This is a genomic window from Gilvimarinus chinensis DSM 19667, from assembly GCF_000377745.1.
Taxonomy (GTDB): domain Bacteria; phylum Pseudomonadota; class Gammaproteobacteria; order Pseudomonadales; family Cellvibrionaceae; genus Gilvimarinus; species Gilvimarinus chinensis.
Genome location: NZ_KB898709.1, coordinates 351,639 through 367,861 on the forward strand (window position 1 = coordinate 351,639; position 16,223 = coordinate 367,861).

Genomic DNA, 16,223 nt, shown 5'->3' on the forward strand with positions numbered 1-16,223 from the left:
GCGAAGGAGAAACCGTCGAATCACAAATCTGGCCCCACACTTAAATGCAACCGCCAGCCTTCGTTACCGTCTAATGCCTTGGCAATATCTGCGCGTACCGGCCCTACAGGAGAAATCCAGCGCACCCCCACACCAACACCTCGATACGGATCGAGATACCCTTTGTTAAACGCCGTGCCCTCATCGTAAAAAGCCGCCAGCGAGAAGTCTCCATACACTCGATGGTCGTACTCTACGCTACCCGTCAGCACCCGAGAACCGCCAATCACCACGCCATCGTCGTTTTTTGGCCCCAGGGTTTTGTAGTCATAGCCGCGCACGCTGGCATCACCGCCGGCGAAAAAGCGCTGCGAAATGGGCAACTTATTAAAATCATCCACTTCCGTTACGCCGCCTTCAGCGCGAAACAGCAAGCGTCCATCGCCCAAAGGCAAAATAAACTTCACCCGCGAATAAATTTGCGCAAAGTCGGTACTGGAGACAAACGCATCACTGGCACCTTTGACGCGCAGCAGAATATTCCAGCCCCGGCGCGGATACTGCACATCGGTCGAGCTGGAATAAGAGGTGGAGTACACAGGAATAATCAGCTCCGAGGTTTGCGACGGCGCATCACCAAAACGGTATTCCTCTTCCTCGAAACTGAGACCAAAGTTATTTAACCATTGGCTGCTTTCCCAGCTGGAGTAATTTAAGCCTGTGGCCAGGCGATTGCTCACCGAATTGTTTATATCTTCTTGAGTAAAGCCGGTATATAAACGCAACACTTCGTAGGCGGGCCTAGCCATGGGAATGGAGTAACCCACCTGGTAGGTAGTGATTACCTCAGAGGCATTAACTGTGGCATCCAGGCTGTGCCCACGGCTGTTAAGGTAACGGTTTTCATACCCCAGTAAAACTCGCGGGCCAATGTCCGATGCATAACCCACACCCACCGAATAACTGTGCTTGGGACCTTTTAACAGCTCAACATGGATAGGCACTTCACCATCTTGCAGCGCATTTAATTGAGGTTTAACACTTACCGAGCCGAAATAATTACTGGCCTGCAACTCGCTGCGCAGCTTGACCAGGTCCTCTGAGCGGTACGCCTGACCTCGCGTTAATGTAATGTAACGATCAATCAAGCTATCGCGCAGGATGTCATGAGTTACCGTGACCTCACCCACCCGATACCGAGCCTGAGTATCCAGAATTAAATGCACGCGGGCACTGTTGTGCTCTTGCGATACCAGCACTTCCGAGCGAACTAAATTGGCATCAAAAAAGCCCTGCGCGCTGGCCGTCTGCAACAATCGGGTTTTAAACGATTCGTACTCACCATGATTAAGAGGTGCACCCGGCTTCAAGCGAGTGTCTTTGACCAGTTTAGCCAGTGCAGCATTGTCTTTGCCCTCACCCTCAAGCAAAATTTCTACTTGCTCATAAGTGGTGATGGGACCAGGTGTAATGGCGAGCGTTAAACGCCAACAATTTTCGGTTCGATCGAAGCTTTTCTCAGCTTGAAGCTGGTAATAGCCCAGAGCTTGGGCCGCCTCGGTCATGCGTCTGTCAAACTCTTCGCCCAGGGCGCGCACATGCCAGCGCGCCAATCGGCAAGACTGACTCTCGACGTTCAGATAGGCACGAATGTTATCGCGCAGTTCATCACTGCCGCCTGATAACACTAACTCGGGAGCCGCTGTCGCACGCACAGATACCAATGCAAGCAACCACCACAGCTTTGCCCAGCCTTGAGACATAACACTCCCGTTCATACTAATAACCTGGCCAGCCTAACAGCCAGGTTGGTATTCATTCAGCTTTACAGTTTATCATCCACAAGCACGTGACAAGCCAATTTTTGCCGAGCGCCGTTTCGGTCTATAATCGCCGCTCAGTCTTAAGGCCTTCCTCACCATGCTCAGCTACCGCCACAGTTTCCACGCCGGTAATCACGCCGACATTCTCAAGCATTGCGTTTACCTTAACTGCCTGGGCTACCTCCAGCGCAAAGATACTGGCCTGCGTCTGATCGACACCCACAGCGGTGCGGGCGCCTATACCTTGACCAGTACCGAGGTAAAAAATGCCGAATACAATGAAGGAATTGCACGTATTTACACAGCGAGCAGTGCGCCGCCCGTGGTGGATTACTACCTCAAAGCCATTCGCGCCTTCAACCGGCAGGGCTTAAAGTACTACCCAGGCTCGCCACAACTGGCAGCGAACTTACTGCGTCCACAAGATGAAGCCTACTTTTTCGAATTGCACAGCAGCGACTACCGCTTACTGCACAACCGATTCAAACAGAGCAAGCGTATTCACGTGAGTGATACCGACGGTTTTACCGGGCTCAAGCGGCTGCTGCCCTCGCCCACCCGCCGCGCGCTGGTACTGATTGACCCGAGCTACGAAATTAAAAGCGACTACCGTCTGGTGGTAGACGCACTGATACAAGCCTACAAACGCATGGCCACCGGCTGCTTTTTGCTCTGGTACCCAGTGGTGGACAGAGGCTACATCAATAGCCTCGAAAAACAATTACGCGGCAGCGAGCTTGCCAACGTCCAATTGTTTGAACTGGGCATAAGCCCTGACAGCCATGGCCAGGGTATGACGGCCAGCGGTATGATCGCCGTAAACGCGCCCTGGACACTGCGCGAGCAAATGGAAACCGCCCTGCCCTGGCTGGCCGGGCAACTGAGTGCGACCCCCCAATTTCGGATTGAGCAGTTAAAAGAGTAGGAGTCCTGACATGGCCCAGCAGCACCCTCACTACGTGGGATTCTGGCGACGCTTTCTCGCCTTTTTGATCGATTCATTGGTTATTCTGCCACTGTTGATAGCCATCACCATGGGGCTATACCGTCACAGCGGCGACTGGCTTGCCATGCTGATGGCAGGCGCCGAAAACTTCTGGATGAACTACGGACTCCCCGCCGCCTTCACTTTGCTGTTCTGGCTGATTAAGTCAGCTACGCCTGGGAAAATGCTGGTGGGCGCGGTGATCGTCGATGCCGAAACCCTGCAACCGCCCACCCCATGGCAATTGCTGATTCGCTATTTGAGTTATTACATTTCGGGTCTACTGCTGTTTCTCGGGTTTATCTGGATTGCCCTGGATAGCCGCAAACAGGGCTGGCACGACAAACTGGCCGGCACCGTGGTTATCGACCGCCGCCGCTGACGCACCCACGGCATCAATGTACAATGTGGCCACCATTTTCCGCCGCATGATTTTACGCTGCAATAAAGGCCTGCTATGAGCGACAAAAAAACCACCCACTTCGGTTTTGAAGAAGTTGACGTCGAGAAAAAAGCCGAGCGCGTCGCCGGGGTCTTTCACTCGGTAGCGGGCAAATACGATTTAATGAACGATTTAATGTCCGGCGGTGTGCACCGTTTATGGAAGCGCCTGACCATTGAAAAGGCGGCCGTGCGAGCCGGGCAGAAAGTGCTGGATATTGCCGGCGGCACCGGCGATTTGTCCTACCAGTTTTCTCGCCAGGTGGGCGCCGATGGCCTGGTAGTGCTGGCGGATATTAACGACTCAATGCTCAAGGTCGGCCGCGATAAACTCCTCGACAAAGGCGTGGCGGGCAATCTTACAGTCGCCCAGGCCGACGCCCAGTTTTTGCCCTTTGCCGATAATACCTTCGATTGCATCACCATCGCGTTTGGCCTGCGCAACGTGACCGATAAAGACCTCGCGCTAAGCTCCATGCTGCGCGTGCTAAAGCCGGGCGGCAAACTACTGGTGCTGGAATTCTCCAAGCCCATCAACCCACTGCTGGAAAAAGCCTACGACGCTTACTCGTTTAAAATCCTGCCCAATATGGGCAAGTGGGTAACCGGCGACGCTGACAGCTACCGCTACTTGGCCGAATCCATTCGCATGCACCCGGATCAAAAAACCTTGCAAGGCATGATGGACAACGCCGGTTTCGTCCTCACCGACTACCAGAACATGACCGGCGGTGTGGTCGCGCTGCACAGCGGAATCAAGCCCTGATGCTGGATGCCACCGCCATCGCCGCGCTGGCAAGTGTGACAGAAAAAGCCGCTGCGCACGCACTCAAGTACGACCCAGGCAGCCGCGCCCGATTGCGCTCATTGAGCGGCCAGGTTCTGGCCCTTCACGTACGCGCGCCGGAAGTACATCTCTACATCCTGCTGGACGACCCCGTGCGGATTCAGCAGAGCTACGATGGCGACGTTAGCTGCCGTCTCTCGGGCAACGCGCTGGATCTGGCCAAACTCCTGACCAGTGACAGCACCAGCCTTTACGGCACAGGGGTTACCCTGGAAGGCTCGCCGCAGTTATTAGCCGAACTGAAAACACTGTTGCAAACTCTCGATATCGACTGGGAAATGGCTCTGGCCGACGCCATTGGCACGCTACCCGCTCACATTATTGCCAAACAGGTGCGACGCGCCGCTGGCTGGAGCCGCGAGCGTGCCACACATGCCGGACAGCTAGGCGGCGAATACCTGACCGAAGAAGGCGCGCAAGCGTTAGGCCACAACGAATTCGACCTGTTTTGCGACGATATAAAGCAGACCGGCCAGGCGCTCGACCGACTTGAAGCGCGCATCAACCGGCTGCTTTCCAGCCATAGCAAGGACTCCTCTACCCCATGACCAGTGTGTTGCGACTTTTTACCATTCTGGCCACGTTCGCCCGTTACCGCCTTGATTTACTCCTGCCGCGCACCAACCTGCCCTGGTGGCTGCGAGTGCTGTTTGCGCCCTTGGCCCTGATACCCGCAGGCAAACTCACACGCGGCGAAAGGCTGCGCCTGGCAATGGAGTCCCTGGGGCCCATTTTTATTAAATTCGGCCAATTGCTTTCAACCCGCCCCGACCTTATGCCGCCGGATATCATTGCCGAACTCAGCGCCCTGCAAGACCGGGTGCCGCCGTTTGCTAAAGAAAAATTCTGCCAGCTGGTTGAGGAATCGTTAGGCGACAATGTCGACAATGTTTTTAAACACTTTGACCGCGAGCCACTGGCGTCGGCCTCGGTGGCGCAAGTACACGCCGCCGTGTTGCACGACGGCCGCGACGTAGTCGTTAAAGCCATTCGCCCCGGCATTGAAAAAATTATTCAGCAAGACACCCGACTGCTGGAGCTGATTGCGCGCTTAGTTGAAAAATACAGCGCCGACGGCAAACGCCTGCGCCCCGTGGAAGTGGTTGAGGATTACCGCACCACTATTTTTGATGAACTGGATTTACAGCGCGAGGCGGCCAACGCCTCGCAGTTACGACGCAACTTTTCACACTCACCGCTGTTGTACATTCCCGAGGTTATGTGGGATTACACCCGCCGCAAAGTGCTGGTGTTAGAGCGCATATCCGGCATTCCTGTTACCAACCTAGATGAGTTAGAAGCGCAAGATACCGATATGAAAAAACTCGCCGAACGCGGCGTAGAGATTTTTTTCACCCAGGTGTTTGAGCACAATTTTTTCCACGCGGACATGCACCCGGGCAATATTTTTGTGTCACGCGAACACCCGGATCAACCGCAGTATATTGCGGTTGACATGGCGATTGTGGGCTCGCTAAACCGGGCCGACCAATATTACTTAGCGCGCAATATGCTGGCGATGTTTCGCCGCGATTATCGTCAGGTGGCCGAGCTGCACGTACAGAGCGGCTGGGTGCCAGAGTCTACCCGCATTGAAGAACTGGAAGCGGCGGTGCGCACCGTGTGCGAGCCTATTTTTGAAAAGCCCTTAAAGGATATTTCCTTCGGTCACGTGTTGCTTAATCTGTTTCGCACCGCCCGGCGCTTTAATATGGAAGTTCAGCCTCAGCTAGTGCTGCTGCAGAAAACACTGCTCAACATCGAGGGGCTCGGGCGTCAGCTGTACCCAGACCTAAACCTCTGGGCCACCGCCCATCCGTTTTTAGAGCGCTGGCTGAAAAACCGCTTTCACCCCAAGTCGCTGTGGCAAGACTTAAAACGCTACGGCCCCGAGTGGATGGAAAAATTCCCCGAAGTGCCTCACCTGGTGTTTAACGGTTTACAACAAGTTCAGCAGCTGGATGATCTTCGCGGCGAGCTCGCCGATTACCGCGCTCAAGCTCAGCGCCGCGAGCATCGCGCCGCCAACCGCAGACGCCTGACCTTGGCCGCTGTGGCCTCGCTGGCGGGGGCGGTCGCGCTGATTTGGCCAGAGGCGCAACACTTACATCTGGCTTCCGGAATATCGTTTGATGATATTCCAGCGGCGGCCTGGGCATTAAGCGGCATAGGATTACTTCTGCTTGCGATACGGCGCTAGTCACTGATCAACAGAGGCTGGTAAGATCGGACACTCTTTAAGCAGGAAGAACAAACGCAATAAAAGCGGCATGGAGATAAGCTGACGATGAACAAACCTCAAACTTTTAAGGCTTTATTGGCCACGGCGGCGCTGATCGGTTTAAGCGCCTGCGGCGGCGGTGGCAACAGCACAACCCTGGATCGGGTACAGGATTACTACGGCATCGACGATGACGACTCACCCACCGTGACCCCGCCCAGCCAGTCCTCAAGCTCTGTCAGCAGCAGCTCGTCTTCCGTGTCATCGAGCAGCTCATCGTCCAGTAGCAGTAGCAGTAGCAGTAGCAGTAGCAGTAGCAGTGAAGGTTACACTTGGGTAAAAGATGTTTATCCCCCACGAGATAATTTCAAGGATCAATGCGCATCTCCCAGAACGGGGATTGCCCCTTACAACAATGAGCCCTACCCCGATCAGCAAGCCTCCTACGTTGAAGAGAATGCCTTTCTGCGCTCCCTCACCAATGAGGTCTATTTGTGGTACGACGAGGTAGAAGATTTAAACCCGCGCTCTTACGGCACTATCGAGTATTTTGATTTGCAAAAAACCACAGCGGTTACGCCGTCGGGCAACGCCAAAGATCAGTTTCACTGGTACGACGAAACCGACTCTTATATGGTTCGCCAGGAATCCGGGGTTTCGGTTGGCTATGGCGTACAATGGGCCCTGCTTGCCAGCGTACCACCGCGCGAAGCGGTCGTCGTGTACACAGAGCCCGGCTCCTCCGCCGCGGCAGCCAACCTTCAGCGCGGTGCGCGTATTCTCGCAATCGACGGTGTAGATTTGATTAACGATAATACCAATGCTGGAATTGACACTCTAAACGCCGGGCTTTTCCCCAGCACCATGGGCGAAAGCCATACTTTTACAGTTCAGGATTTAAACAGCACCACGACCCGAGACATTACCCTCACTGCAAGCGAAGTGACTATCGCGGCCGTCAATCAGGCTTCCATCATCGACACCCCTAGTGGCCAAGTGGGCTACCTGTTGTTCAACACTCACATTGCCACCGCCGAAGCTGAACTGGCTTACACCATCAGCGAATTGAGCGCCGCCGGGGTCAGCGACTTGGTGCTGGACATGCGCTATAACGGCGGTGGATACCTGGATATTGCCAGCGAACTGGGCTACATGATTGCCGGCAGCCAGGCTGCGGGAAAAACCTTTACCGCTACCGAATTTAACGACAAACACACCGAGGTTGACCCCTTCACCGGCGCGGATCTCACACCGATGGAGTTCCATACCGAAACGCTGGGCTTTTCATTAATGCCAGGCCAGGCGCTACCCACTCTGGATTTAAATCGCGTATTCGTGCTGAGCGGTGGCAACACCTGCTCTGCCTCAGAGGCGGTGATTAACGGCTTGCGCGGTATTGATGTAGAAGTCGTTTTGATTGGCGGCGCCACCTGCGGCAAACCTTACGGTGCCTACATGGTGCATAACTGCGGTTTGTCGTACTTCACAACCCAGTTTAAAGGCAGCAACGCCAAAGGCTTCGGCGACTACGCCGACGGCTTCTTCCCGGGCGCAGCCAACAGCAGTAATCAAGCGGAGCTACCGGGTTGCGTGGTAGAAGACGACTTAGATCACCTTTTGGGGGATCCCGCCGAGGCCCGTTTGGCGGCGGCCTTGCATTACCGCAACACGGGTAGCTGCCCCTCCGGCACCAGCGCCAAGGGACAACCCCCCAGCCTGCAAAAAGCCAGACAAGCAGGTGCCAATGACGGTGTTATTTACCAGCCGCCAGGCATGGGCGACAGTATTTTGAGACAACCCCAGTGAGGGCTTTACTGTTAGCAGCGGCGAGTTTACTCGCCGCCTGCCAGTACTTAACCGACACCAGCTCACCCGCCGTATTACTGGCCCCGAGTGAAGAAACCCGCGCGGAACTCACCCGTACCATATCGCGTGCTCTGGGTACAAAAATTATCTTATCGGCGCAGGCACTTACTCACAGCCCGCGATTGATAATCGACGCGCCAGCACCGCAAAACCTGCAAAACCAAGGCGGCGCTGGGCTCACAATGAGCCGACCAGACCACTTTAGTCTCTGGCTCGAAAACGGCCGCTGTATTTTGAAACACGAAGAAACAACCAACCAGTGGGTATTACAAAGCGCCCATTGCGCCAAGCCCTAGCTATACTTGGTACCCTAGCCCCCAAAGGAGATGGACATGAAACGCTCTGTACTACTGATTGTATTAGGCGCTTTCAGCGTCGGCACCTCAGCTGATATTAAACCGGATATATTAGAGTGCGACGCCAAAAAAGCCGCACGCAATGCAGCGCTGGATTCCACGGTTGGCGTAAGCGGTAACTGCGACGCCGAAAAACTCGCCGACAAAACCAAAGATAACGTTAAAGACTCTGTAGACGACGGCAAAAAGAAGCTCGGTGATGGCGTTGAAAATGCTAAAGAGCATGCAGCCGATGCCCTCCCGGGTGAAAAGCACAAAAACGATGAGCACAAGTTAAAACACGATTAACCTGCAAACGGCCGGGCAGCCCCGGCCGTACCCCACTTCTGGCCATTGTGCTAAGCTCGCCTCACGTTTTTCTCGGGTTTAAACATCGCATGCATATTCATATTCTCGGCATTTGTGGCACCTTTATGGGCTCGCTGGCCTGCTTGGCGAAAGAGCTGGGGCACCGAGTGACTGGCTCGGATCAGAACGTCTACCCTCCCATGAGCACTCAGCTGGAACAGGCGGGTATAGAGTTAATCAGCGGCTATGACCCGGCGCAGTTAGACCCAGCTCCAGACTTAGTCATTATTGGTAATGCCTTAAGCCGCGGCAATCCGGCGGTCGAGGCCGTACTCAAACGAGGCATCCCTTACACCTCTGGCCCCGAGTGGCTGCGCCTGCACGTACTGCCGGGCAAATGGGTACTGGCGGTGTCGGGCACTCACGGCAAAACCACCACCGCCAGCTTACTCGCCTGGATTTTAGAATACGCGGGTATGAGCCCCGGCTTTTTGATCGGCGGCGTGACGCAGAATTTTCCCGTGTCGGCCCGTTTAGGAGACACGCCTTTTTTTGTGATTGAAGCGGACGAATACGACAGCGCCTTTTTCGATAAGCGCTCTAAGTTTGTCCACTACTTGCCGCGCACCTTAATCATTAATAATTTGGAATTCGATCACGCGGATATTTTTGCCTCACTCTCGGATATTCAGCGCCAGTTTCATCATTTAATGCGTACCTTGCCCGGCAATGGCCGTGTTATTTATCCGGCCGATAACGAAGCGGTAAATCAAGTGATTACACAAGGGTGCTGGAGCGAGGCGGAAACCATGGGCGAGCAGGGCGAATGGAGCACGCGCAACATCAACCCAGACGGCTCCAAGTTTTCGGTGTTGTTCGGCTCAAGGGTTGAGGCAGAAGTGCACTGGGAGTTAAACGGCGAGCACAATGTCAGCAACGCCTTAGCCGCAATGCTCGCCGCGCGCCATGTCGGCGTTACCCCGGAAATCAGCGCGCGCGCTCTGCACGAATTTAAAGGGGTAAAGCGTCGCCTCGAGTGCATAGCCGATGTGCACCGCATCAAGGTGTACGACGATTTTGCACATCACCCCACCGCCATTCAAACAACGCTGGCCGGGCTGCGCGCCAAGGTAGGGGACGGCAAAATTATCGCGGTCATTGAACCGCGCTCCAACACCATGCGTATGGGTGTGCACAAAAGCGCCCTGGCACCCGCCTGCGTCGATGCTGACGATGTGCTCTGGTATCAACCGCCAGATACCGATTGGGATCTGGCCGATGTAGTCAACCACTCACCGGTACCCGCCAAGCTATACCGTGATCTGGACAGTTTAATGCACGACGCCTTGGCCCTTGCCGAGGCGGACAGCCACATTGTGATTATGAGCAATGGCGGCTTTGGCGGCCTGCACCAGAAGCTTGTAGCGCAACTGAACAAACACGCCCTGTAACGGAATAACCATGACGAGCCCAAGTGAAAACCGCACCATCACCCTGGCCATGACCGGCGCTTCAGGTGCTCAGTACGGCCTGCGCTTGTTGCAGTGTTTACTGGCGGCCGACTGCAATGTGTACCTGCTGTTGTCCAGCGCAGCCGAGGTAGTCATCCGCACCGAGACAGACTTGGATTTACCCACCGACCTGGAACAGCAGCAACTGTTTTTAAGCCAGCGTTATGGTGCAAGTGATGAGCAGCTGACCCTGTTCGGCCGTGACGATTGGTTCTCGCCAGTGGCCTCAGGCTCCAGCTCTCCCTCATCCATGGTGATTTGCCCGGCAAGCGGCGGCACCCTGTCATCCATTGCCAGCGGCGCCAGCAATAACTTGATTGAGCGCGCGGCGGACGTCGCCCTCAAAGAGCGCCGCCAGTTAATTGTGGTGCCGCGCGAAACTCCCTACTCGGCCATCCACCTGGAAAACATGCTCAAGCTCACCCAGCTGGGCGCAGTGGTACTACCGGCAAGCCCCGGCTTTTACATGCAGCCCGCTACTATTGAAGAGCTGATCGATTTTGTTGTCGCTCGTATTCTGGATCAACTGGGATTAGAGCAGGATCTGATGCCCCGCTGGGGTGAGGAATAACCTTGCTCCCGCAAAGAGTTTCTATCGTTGAAGTCGGCCCGCGCGATGGGCTGCAAAACGAGCCCGGTACCATCGCGCTTGCCCATAAGCTCGAGTTGATTCACGCCCTTGCAGAGGCTGGACTAACTCGCATTGAGGCCGGCGCCTTTGTAAACCCTAAGTGGGTGCCACAAATGGCCGACAGCGAGGCGGTGTTTGCGAAGCTTAAACGCAAGCCCGGCGTTAGATACAGCGCCCTGACGCCCAATTTAAAAGGCTTTGAGCGCGCACGACAGGTAAACGCCAGCGAGGTGGCGATCTTCGCGGCGGCCAGCGAAGCCTTCAGCGAAAAGAATCTGAACTGCAGTATTGAGCAAAGCCTGGCGAAGTTTGCCGAGGTGGCCAGCGCCGCCCGCGAGCACAAGATCCCTCTGCGCGGTTATATCTCCTGCGTTCTTGGCTGCCCCTACAGTGGAGCCGTAGCACCAGAGCTGTGCCTGGAAATCGCGCAAGAACTGCTGAACATGGGCTGCTATGAAATTTCGCTAGGCGACACCATCGGCATCGGCACCGCCGCCAGCACGCAAGCGTTATTACGAGTTTTGCTCAAGCGAATCGACCCGACCAAACTCGCCGTGCACATGCACGATACCTACGGCCAGGCGCTCACCAATATTTATACGGCCTTGCAGCAAGGCATTGCGGTGGTGGACTCCTCAGTCGCAGGCCTCGGCGGCTGCCCCTACGCCAAAGGCGCTACCGGCAACGTTGCCACCGAAGACGTACTCTTTCTATTAAAAGGGCTGGGTATAGAGCACGGTATCGACCTACCTAAAGTTGCACACGCCGGTGCTACTATTTGTCGCCATTTAAATATACGCAACAACAGCCGCGCCGCCGTGGCGCTATTGAATAAAACATCATGACCAATCAAAACGACGACATTTTGCAAACCAAAGTAAACCTTGAAACCGCGCAAATCCCCTGGCGGGACTTACAGCGCTTTTTTGCCGGGGGCAGGGCGGTTTTTGTCGCCCCCGAGCTGGACTTGACTCGGGTCGCCACTGAGATGGCCAAAGACAATGCCACACAAATCCAGCACTGGATGAGCGAAGGGCAGGTAGGACCCGTCAGTGACGAACAAGCCCAGGCCTGGTTTGAGGCCGACGCCCTACTCTGGGCCGTCGTTATTAAACCCTGGGTAATGGTGCAGGAAAAACTCTAAAGCTCGCTTTCACCCCACACCACTGGCCGCGCACAGTGCGAAGCGGCTTGTGTGCTGCTATAATGCCGCCTCCTCCAATGCAGAGGCTTGTTGTCGAGTATTGGCCGCCACAAGTGGCCAGTTGAGGATGAACAGCCTGCGCGGGATTGCGCTTTACCTGTGCCCGGTGCTTTGCTCCGGCCCGCCCGGTCTCATCCGGCCTCTGAAGATACCCTCTTTACAATCACAGGTAGAAGAATGGCTACAGATTCAAAGATTATCTACACCAAAACCGACGAAGCTCCGGCACTGGCCACCCAGTCGCTCCTCCCGATTATCGAGGCCTATACCAAAGTGTCAGGCATTGGAGTTGAGCTGAAAGACATCTCACTGGCCGGTCGTATTATTTCCCAATTTCCGGAATATCTGACCGACGAGCAGCGCCAGAGCGACGCCCTGGCCGAGCTGGGCGAACTGGCCAAGCAGCCAGAAGCCAATATTATTAAGCTGCCAAATATTAGCGCCTCAATCCCTCAGCTGAAAGAGGCCATTAAAGAACTGCAGCAACAGGGCTACAAACTGCCCGACTACCCATCAGAACCCAAAACCGACGAAGAAAAGTCCATCGCCGCTCGCTACGACAAGGTCAAAGGCTCGGCGGTTAACCCCGTATTGCGTGAGGGCAACTCAGATCGCCGCGCACCCGCCTCGGTAAAAGAGTACGCGCGTAAAAACCCACACTCGATGGGCGCCTGGTCAAAAGATTCCAAATCTCATGTAGCACACATGAGCGAAGGCGACTTTTTCGGTAGTGAAAAGTCCGTGACCCTGCCTGCCGCTACGACCGCAAAGATTGAATTTGAAAAGGCCGATGGCAGCAAAGAAGTTCTGAAAGACGGCCTGGCTTTACAAGCTGGCGAAATCGTCGATGCCGCCGTCATGAGCGCCAAGTCGCTGCGCGCTTTCCTGGCTGAGGCCATTGCTGATGCCAAAGAACAGGGCGTGTTGTTCTCGCTGCACATGAAAGCCACCATGATGAAGGTGTCTGACCCTATCATCTTCGGCCATGCGGTCAGTGTTTTCTTTAAAGACCTGTTCGAGAAATACAGTGCCGAATTCAAAGAGCTGGGCGTAGACCCAACTTACGGCTTTGGTGATGTGCTGGCCAATATTGAAAAACTGCCCGCCGACAAGCGCGCCGAAGTGGAAGCCGACATCAAAGCCATTTTGGCTGCCGGCCCTGAAATGGCGATGGTGAACTCCGATAAAGGTATCACCAACCTGCACGTGCCTAACGACGTGATTATCGATGCCTCCATGCCCGCCGCAATTCGCTCTTCTGGCCAAATGTGGGGCCCAGACGGCAAGCTGCACGACACCAAGTACACCATTCCCGATCGCTGCTACGCCGGTGTTTACGCTGAAACCATCGACTTCTGCAAAGAAAATGGTGCTTTCGATCCCACCACCATGGGTAGTGTTCCTAACGTCGGCCTGATGGCCCAAAAAGCAGAAGAATACGGCTCACACGACAAAACCTTTGAAATGTCGGGTGCTGGCACCGTTCGTGTTATCGATGCCGACGGCAATGTACTTCTAGAGCAAGCAGTAGAAGAAGGCGATATTTTCCGCGCCTGCCAAGTGAAAGACGCCCCCATCAAAGACTGGGTTAAACTCGCGGTTAATCGCGCACGCGCCACCGGCACCCCAGCGGTGTTCTGGCTGGATAAAAACCGCGCCCACGACGCGGAGCTGATTAAAAAGGTAGAAGCCTACCTGCCAGAGCACGACACCGAAGGCTTGGATATCCGCATTCTTTCTCCGGTTGAGGCGACTCGCGTTACCTTACAGCGCGCCAAAGACGGCGAGGACACCATCTCCGTCACCGGTAACGTACTGCGTGACTACCTCACCGACCTGTTCCCGATTCTGGAGCTGGGCACCAGCGCCAAGATGCTTTCTATCGTACCGTTGATGAACGGCGGCGGCCTGTTCGAAACCGGCGCCGGCGGCTCTGCACCCAAGCACGTGGATCAGTTCACTGAAGAGGGCCATCTGCGCTGGGACTCTCTGGGTGAATTCCTTGCACTGGCAGCCTCTCTTGAGCACTACAGCCAAGTAACCGGCAACACTAAAGCCAGCGTATTGGGCGCGGCGCTGGACAAAGCCACAGGTAAATTCCTGGACGAGAACAAGTCGCCCAGCCGTAAAGTCGGCGAAATCGACAATCGTGGCAGCCACTTTTATCTCGCCATGTACTGGGCCGAAGCTCTGGCCAGTCAGACCGATGACAAAGAGCTCGCCGAGCGCTTCGCCAAAGTCGCCAGCGACATGGCCAGTAATGAAGATAAAATCATGGCAGAGCTTAACGGCGCCCAAGGCAAGCCGGTAGACATCGGCGGCTACTACAAAACCGATGACGCCAAAACGTCGGCGGCTATGCGCGCCAGCAGCACCTTAAACGCTATTGTCGATGCACTTTAATCGATCGGTTTTATAAAGCGTAAGTGCTACACAAAGCCGGGGCTTGCCCCGGCTTTTTTCTGTCTGATCGTTTTTTTGAATCACAAGCCACAGCTTTTCCGGTGTTTTTACACCCAGCAAACTTCTAAGCTTTGAGCATACCAATGCACTAGGAGTAAATATGGGCTTATTAGTAGAAGGTACTTGGCAGGACAAATGGTACGACACAGACTCAACCGGCGGGAAGTTTGTTCGCAGCAACGCACAATATCGTCATTGGGTAACCGCCGATGGCATCGCCGGACCGACAGGAGAAGGCGGATTCAAGGCTGAGCCCGGCCGCTATCATCTGTATGTATCTCTGGCCTGCCCTTGGGCGCATCGCACGCTGATTTTTCGCAAACTGAAAGGATTAGAAAAGTTTATTGAGGTCTCAGTGGTAAACCCACTGATGGCCGAACACGGCTGGACATTTGAAGACGCCCCGGGTGTGGAGCCCGACCCCATTCACCATGCAGAATTTCTGCATCAAATATACACTGCCGACAAACCCGATTACACGGGACGCGTAACAGTCCCGGTACTGTGGGATAAATGGCAAAAGCGGATTGTCAGCAACGAGTCGGCCGACATCATTCGTATGCTTAACAGCGCTTTTGATCATTTAGGAGCAAAGCCAGGCGATTACTACCCCGAAAAACTCCAAAATGAAATTGAGCAAATTAACGACAGGGTCTATCACTCCGTCAACAACGGTGTATACAAGGCTGGATTCGCAACTCAGCAAGACGCCTACGATGAAGCGGCGACTGAATTGTTTACAACGCTGGACTGGCTTGAGGAAAAGCTTGAGCACAACCGGTATTTAACCGGAGGAACGATCACAGAAGCGGACTGGCGCTTATTCACCACACTGATCCGATTCGACCCCGTGTATCACGGTCACTTTAAGTGCAACATTAAACGCATCGCCGATTACCCCAACCTGTGGGGTTTCACCCGCGAGCTATACCAGTGGCCCGGAGTAAAAGAGACCGTTAATTTTGAGCATATCAAAGGCCACTACTATCGTAGCCACACGATGATCAACCCGACGGGCATAGTGCCCAAAGGGCCTGAGTTGGCACTGCTGGACCAGCCCCATAAAAGAGACTGAAACAAACCTGAACAAACCACAGAACGTAAAAAAGCCGGCGAGCCGGCTTTTTTACGTAGGCAGTGAGAAACCGATTTATTCGGCTTCAGTCACTTCCTCTGCAACAGCATTTGCAGGGCGATCTACTAACTCGACGTATGCCATGGTGGCATTATCGCCGGCACGCATGCCGCACTTCAAAATTCGCAGGTAACCACCAGGACGAGCTTCGTAGCGTGGACCCAGATCGGTAAACAATTTACCAACCGCTTGGGCGTTACGCAGACGAGCAAAAGCCAAACGGCGGTTCGCTACACTGTCTTTTTTAGCCAAAGTAATCAAAGGCTCGGCAAAACGACGCAGCTCTTTGGCTTTGGGCAGAGTTGTTTTAATCAGTTCGTGCTCAACCAATGAAATGGTCATGTTGCGGAACATCGCTTTACGATGCGAACTGTTACGATTCAGTTTACGGCCACTATGACGATGACGCATGACGCTAAATCCTTCACTTATGATTGCTTCACAGCAATCTCGTTAACCCGCGCTTTCGCGGG

General features: G+C 54.7%; 16 protein-coding genes. 14 read left to right on the forward strand and 2 right to left on the reverse strand.

Features of this window, described 5'->3' with window-relative positions; genetic code table 11:
- Positions 1–20: 20 nt before the first annotated feature.
- A complete protein-coding gene (locus tag D568_RS0113120) occupies positions 21–1,757 on the reverse strand; it encodes an autotransporter assembly complex protein TamA (RefSeq protein ID WP_020210069.1) in 1,737 nt (578 codons plus the stop codon).
- A gap of 142 nt (positions 1,758–1,899) precedes the next feature.
- Here D568_RS0113120 and D568_RS0113125 point away from each other — a divergent pair, with 142 nt between their 5' ends.
- The 14 genes from D568_RS0113125 (at position 1,900) to D568_RS0113190 (ending at position 15,690) form a co-directional block, all read left to right on the forward strand.
- On the forward strand, positions 1,900–2,727 hold the full coding sequence (locus tag D568_RS0113125; protein WP_020210070.1) for a 23S rRNA (adenine(2030)-N(6))-methyltransferase RlmJ: 828 nt from the start codon (positions 1,900–1,902) through the stop codon (positions 2,725–2,727).
- 10 nt (positions 2,728–2,737) lie between these two features.
- Positions 2,738–3,169 (forward strand): RDD family protein, encoded by a 432-nt coding sequence (locus D568_RS0113130; protein WP_020210071.1) that lies wholly within the window; start codon positions 2,738–2,740, stop codon positions 3,167–3,169.
- 75 nt (positions 3,170–3,244) lie between these two features.
- Positions 3,245–3,994, forward strand: coding sequence for a bifunctional demethylmenaquinone methyltransferase/2-methoxy-6-polyprenyl-1,4-benzoquinol methylase UbiE (ubiE, locus tag D568_RS0113135; RefSeq protein WP_020210072.1), 750 nt, complete (start codon positions 3,245–3,247; stop codon positions 3,992–3,994).
- A gap of 35 nt (positions 3,995–4,029) precedes the next feature.
- Positions 4,030–4,623 (forward strand): ubiquinone biosynthesis accessory factor UbiJ, encoded by a 594-nt coding sequence (locus tag D568_RS0113140; protein ID WP_169334801.1) that lies wholly within the window; start codon positions 4,030–4,032, stop codon positions 4,621–4,623.
- Positions 4,620–6,275 carry a ubiquinone biosynthesis regulatory protein kinase UbiB gene (gene ubiB, locus D568_RS0113145; RefSeq protein ID WP_020210074.1) on the forward strand — a complete coding sequence of 552 codons (1,656 nt, stop codon included), beginning with the start codon at positions 4,620–4,622 and terminating at the stop codon, positions 6,273–6,275. The genes D568_RS0113140 and ubiB overlap by 4 nt, the downstream gene beginning before the upstream one ends.
- A gap of 87 nt (positions 6,276–6,362) precedes the next feature.
- Complete coding sequence (locus tag D568_RS0113150; RefSeq protein WP_020210075.1) at positions 6,363–8,102, forward strand: S41 family peptidase; 1,740 nt, start codon at positions 6,363–6,365, stop codon at positions 8,100–8,102.
- A complete protein-coding gene (locus D568_RS0113155) occupies positions 8,099–8,458 on the forward strand; it encodes a hypothetical protein (protein WP_020210076.1) in 360 nt (119 codons plus the stop codon). The genes D568_RS0113150 and D568_RS0113155 overlap by 4 nt, the downstream gene beginning before the upstream one ends.
- 36 nt (positions 8,459–8,494) lie before the next feature.
- Entirely contained in the window at positions 8,495–8,806 is a 312-nt protein-coding gene (locus D568_RS20130; protein WP_020210077.1) for a hypothetical protein, read from the forward strand.
- An 89-nt stretch (positions 8,807–8,895) separates the two neighbouring features.
- Positions 8,896–10,257 (forward strand): UDP-N-acetylmuramate:L-alanyl-gamma-D-glutamyl-meso-diaminopimelate ligase, encoded by a 1,362-nt coding sequence (mpl, locus tag D568_RS0113165; protein ID WP_020210078.1) that lies wholly within the window; start codon positions 8,896–8,898, stop codon positions 10,255–10,257.
- Between the two features lie 10 nt (positions 10,258–10,267).
- Positions 10,268–10,888, forward strand: coding sequence for a flavin prenyltransferase UbiX (locus tag D568_RS0113170; RefSeq protein ID WP_020210079.1), 621 nt, complete (start codon positions 10,268–10,270; stop codon positions 10,886–10,888).
- A 2-nt stretch (positions 10,889–10,890) separates the two neighbouring features.
- The gene (locus tag D568_RS0113175; RefSeq protein WP_020210080.1) at positions 10,891–11,793 is read left to right on the forward strand and encodes a hydroxymethylglutaryl-CoA lyase; all 903 of its coding nucleotides are present in this window, start codon (positions 10,891–10,893) and stop codon (positions 11,791–11,793) included.
- The gene (locus D568_RS0113180) at positions 11,790–12,092 is read left to right on the forward strand and encodes a DUF2288 domain-containing protein (RefSeq protein WP_020210081.1); all 303 of its coding nucleotides are present in this window, start codon (positions 11,790–11,792) and stop codon (positions 12,090–12,092) included. Before D568_RS0113175 ends, D568_RS0113180 begins: the two co-directional genes overlap by 4 nt.
- A 237-nt stretch (positions 12,093–12,329) precedes the next feature.
- On the forward strand, positions 12,330–14,555 hold the full coding sequence (locus D568_RS0113185; protein ID WP_020210082.1) for an NADP-dependent isocitrate dehydrogenase: 2,226 nt from the start codon (positions 12,330–12,332) through the stop codon (positions 14,553–14,555).
- 160 nt (positions 14,556–14,715) lie between these two features.
- Positions 14,716–15,690: a glutathione S-transferase family protein gene (locus D568_RS0113190; RefSeq protein ID WP_020210083.1), complete on the forward strand. Its 975-nt coding sequence runs from the start codon at positions 14,716–14,718 to the stop codon at positions 15,688–15,690.
- A gap of 75 nt (positions 15,691–15,765) precedes the next feature.
- Here D568_RS0113190 and rplQ read toward each other — a convergent pair whose 3' ends face one another.
- Positions 15,766–16,161 carry a 50S ribosomal protein L17 gene (gene rplQ, locus D568_RS0113195; RefSeq protein WP_020210084.1) on the reverse strand — a complete coding sequence of 132 codons (396 nt, stop codon included), beginning with the start codon at positions 16,159–16,161 and terminating at the stop codon, positions 15,766–15,768.
- Between the last annotated feature and the right edge of the window lie 62 nt (positions 16,162–16,223).

Excerpts from the sequence above, each read along its gene's own strand:
- D568_RS0113120 (WP_020210069.1), bottom strand. The coding sequence starts at position 1,757 with ATGAACGGGAGTGTTATGTCTCAAGGCTGGGCAAAGCTGTGGTGGTTG.
- D568_RS0113125 (WP_020210070.1), top strand. The coding sequence starts at position 1,900 with ATGCTCAGCTACCGCCACAGTTTCCACGCCGGTAATCACGCCGACATT.
- D568_RS0113130 (WP_020210071.1), top strand. The coding sequence starts at position 2,738 with ATGGCCCAGCAGCACCCTCACTACGTGGGATTCTGGCGACGCTTTCTC.
- ubiE (WP_020210072.1), top strand. The coding sequence starts at position 3,245 with ATGAGCGACAAAAAAACCACCCACTTCGGTTTTGAAGAAGTTGACGTC.
- ubiB (WP_020210074.1), top strand. The coding sequence starts at position 4,620 with ATGACCAGTGTGTTGCGACTTTTTACCATTCTGGCCACGTTCGCCCGT.
- D568_RS0113150 (WP_020210075.1), top strand. The coding sequence starts at position 6,363 with ATGAACAAACCTCAAACTTTTAAGGCTTTATTGGCCACGGCGGCGCTG.
- D568_RS20130 (WP_020210077.1), top strand. The coding sequence starts at position 8,495 with ATGAAACGCTCTGTACTACTGATTGTATTAGGCGCTTTCAGCGTCGGC.
- mpl (WP_020210078.1), top strand. The coding sequence starts at position 8,896 with ATGCATATTCATATTCTCGGCATTTGTGGCACCTTTATGGGCTCGCTG.
- D568_RS0113170 (WP_020210079.1), top strand. The coding sequence starts at position 10,268 with ATGACGAGCCCAAGTGAAAACCGCACCATCACCCTGGCCATGACCGGC.
- D568_RS0113180 (WP_020210081.1), top strand. The coding sequence starts at position 11,790 with ATGACCAATCAAAACGACGACATTTTGCAAACCAAAGTAAACCTTGAA.
- D568_RS0113185 (WP_020210082.1), top strand. The coding sequence starts at position 12,330 with ATGGCTACAGATTCAAAGATTATCTACACCAAAACCGACGAAGCTCCG.
- D568_RS0113190 (WP_020210083.1), top strand. The coding sequence starts at position 14,716 with ATGGGCTTATTAGTAGAAGGTACTTGGCAGGACAAATGGTACGACACA.
- rplQ (WP_020210084.1), bottom strand. The coding sequence starts at position 16,161 with ATGCGTCATCGTCATAGTGGCCGTAAACTGAATCGTAACAGTTCGCAT.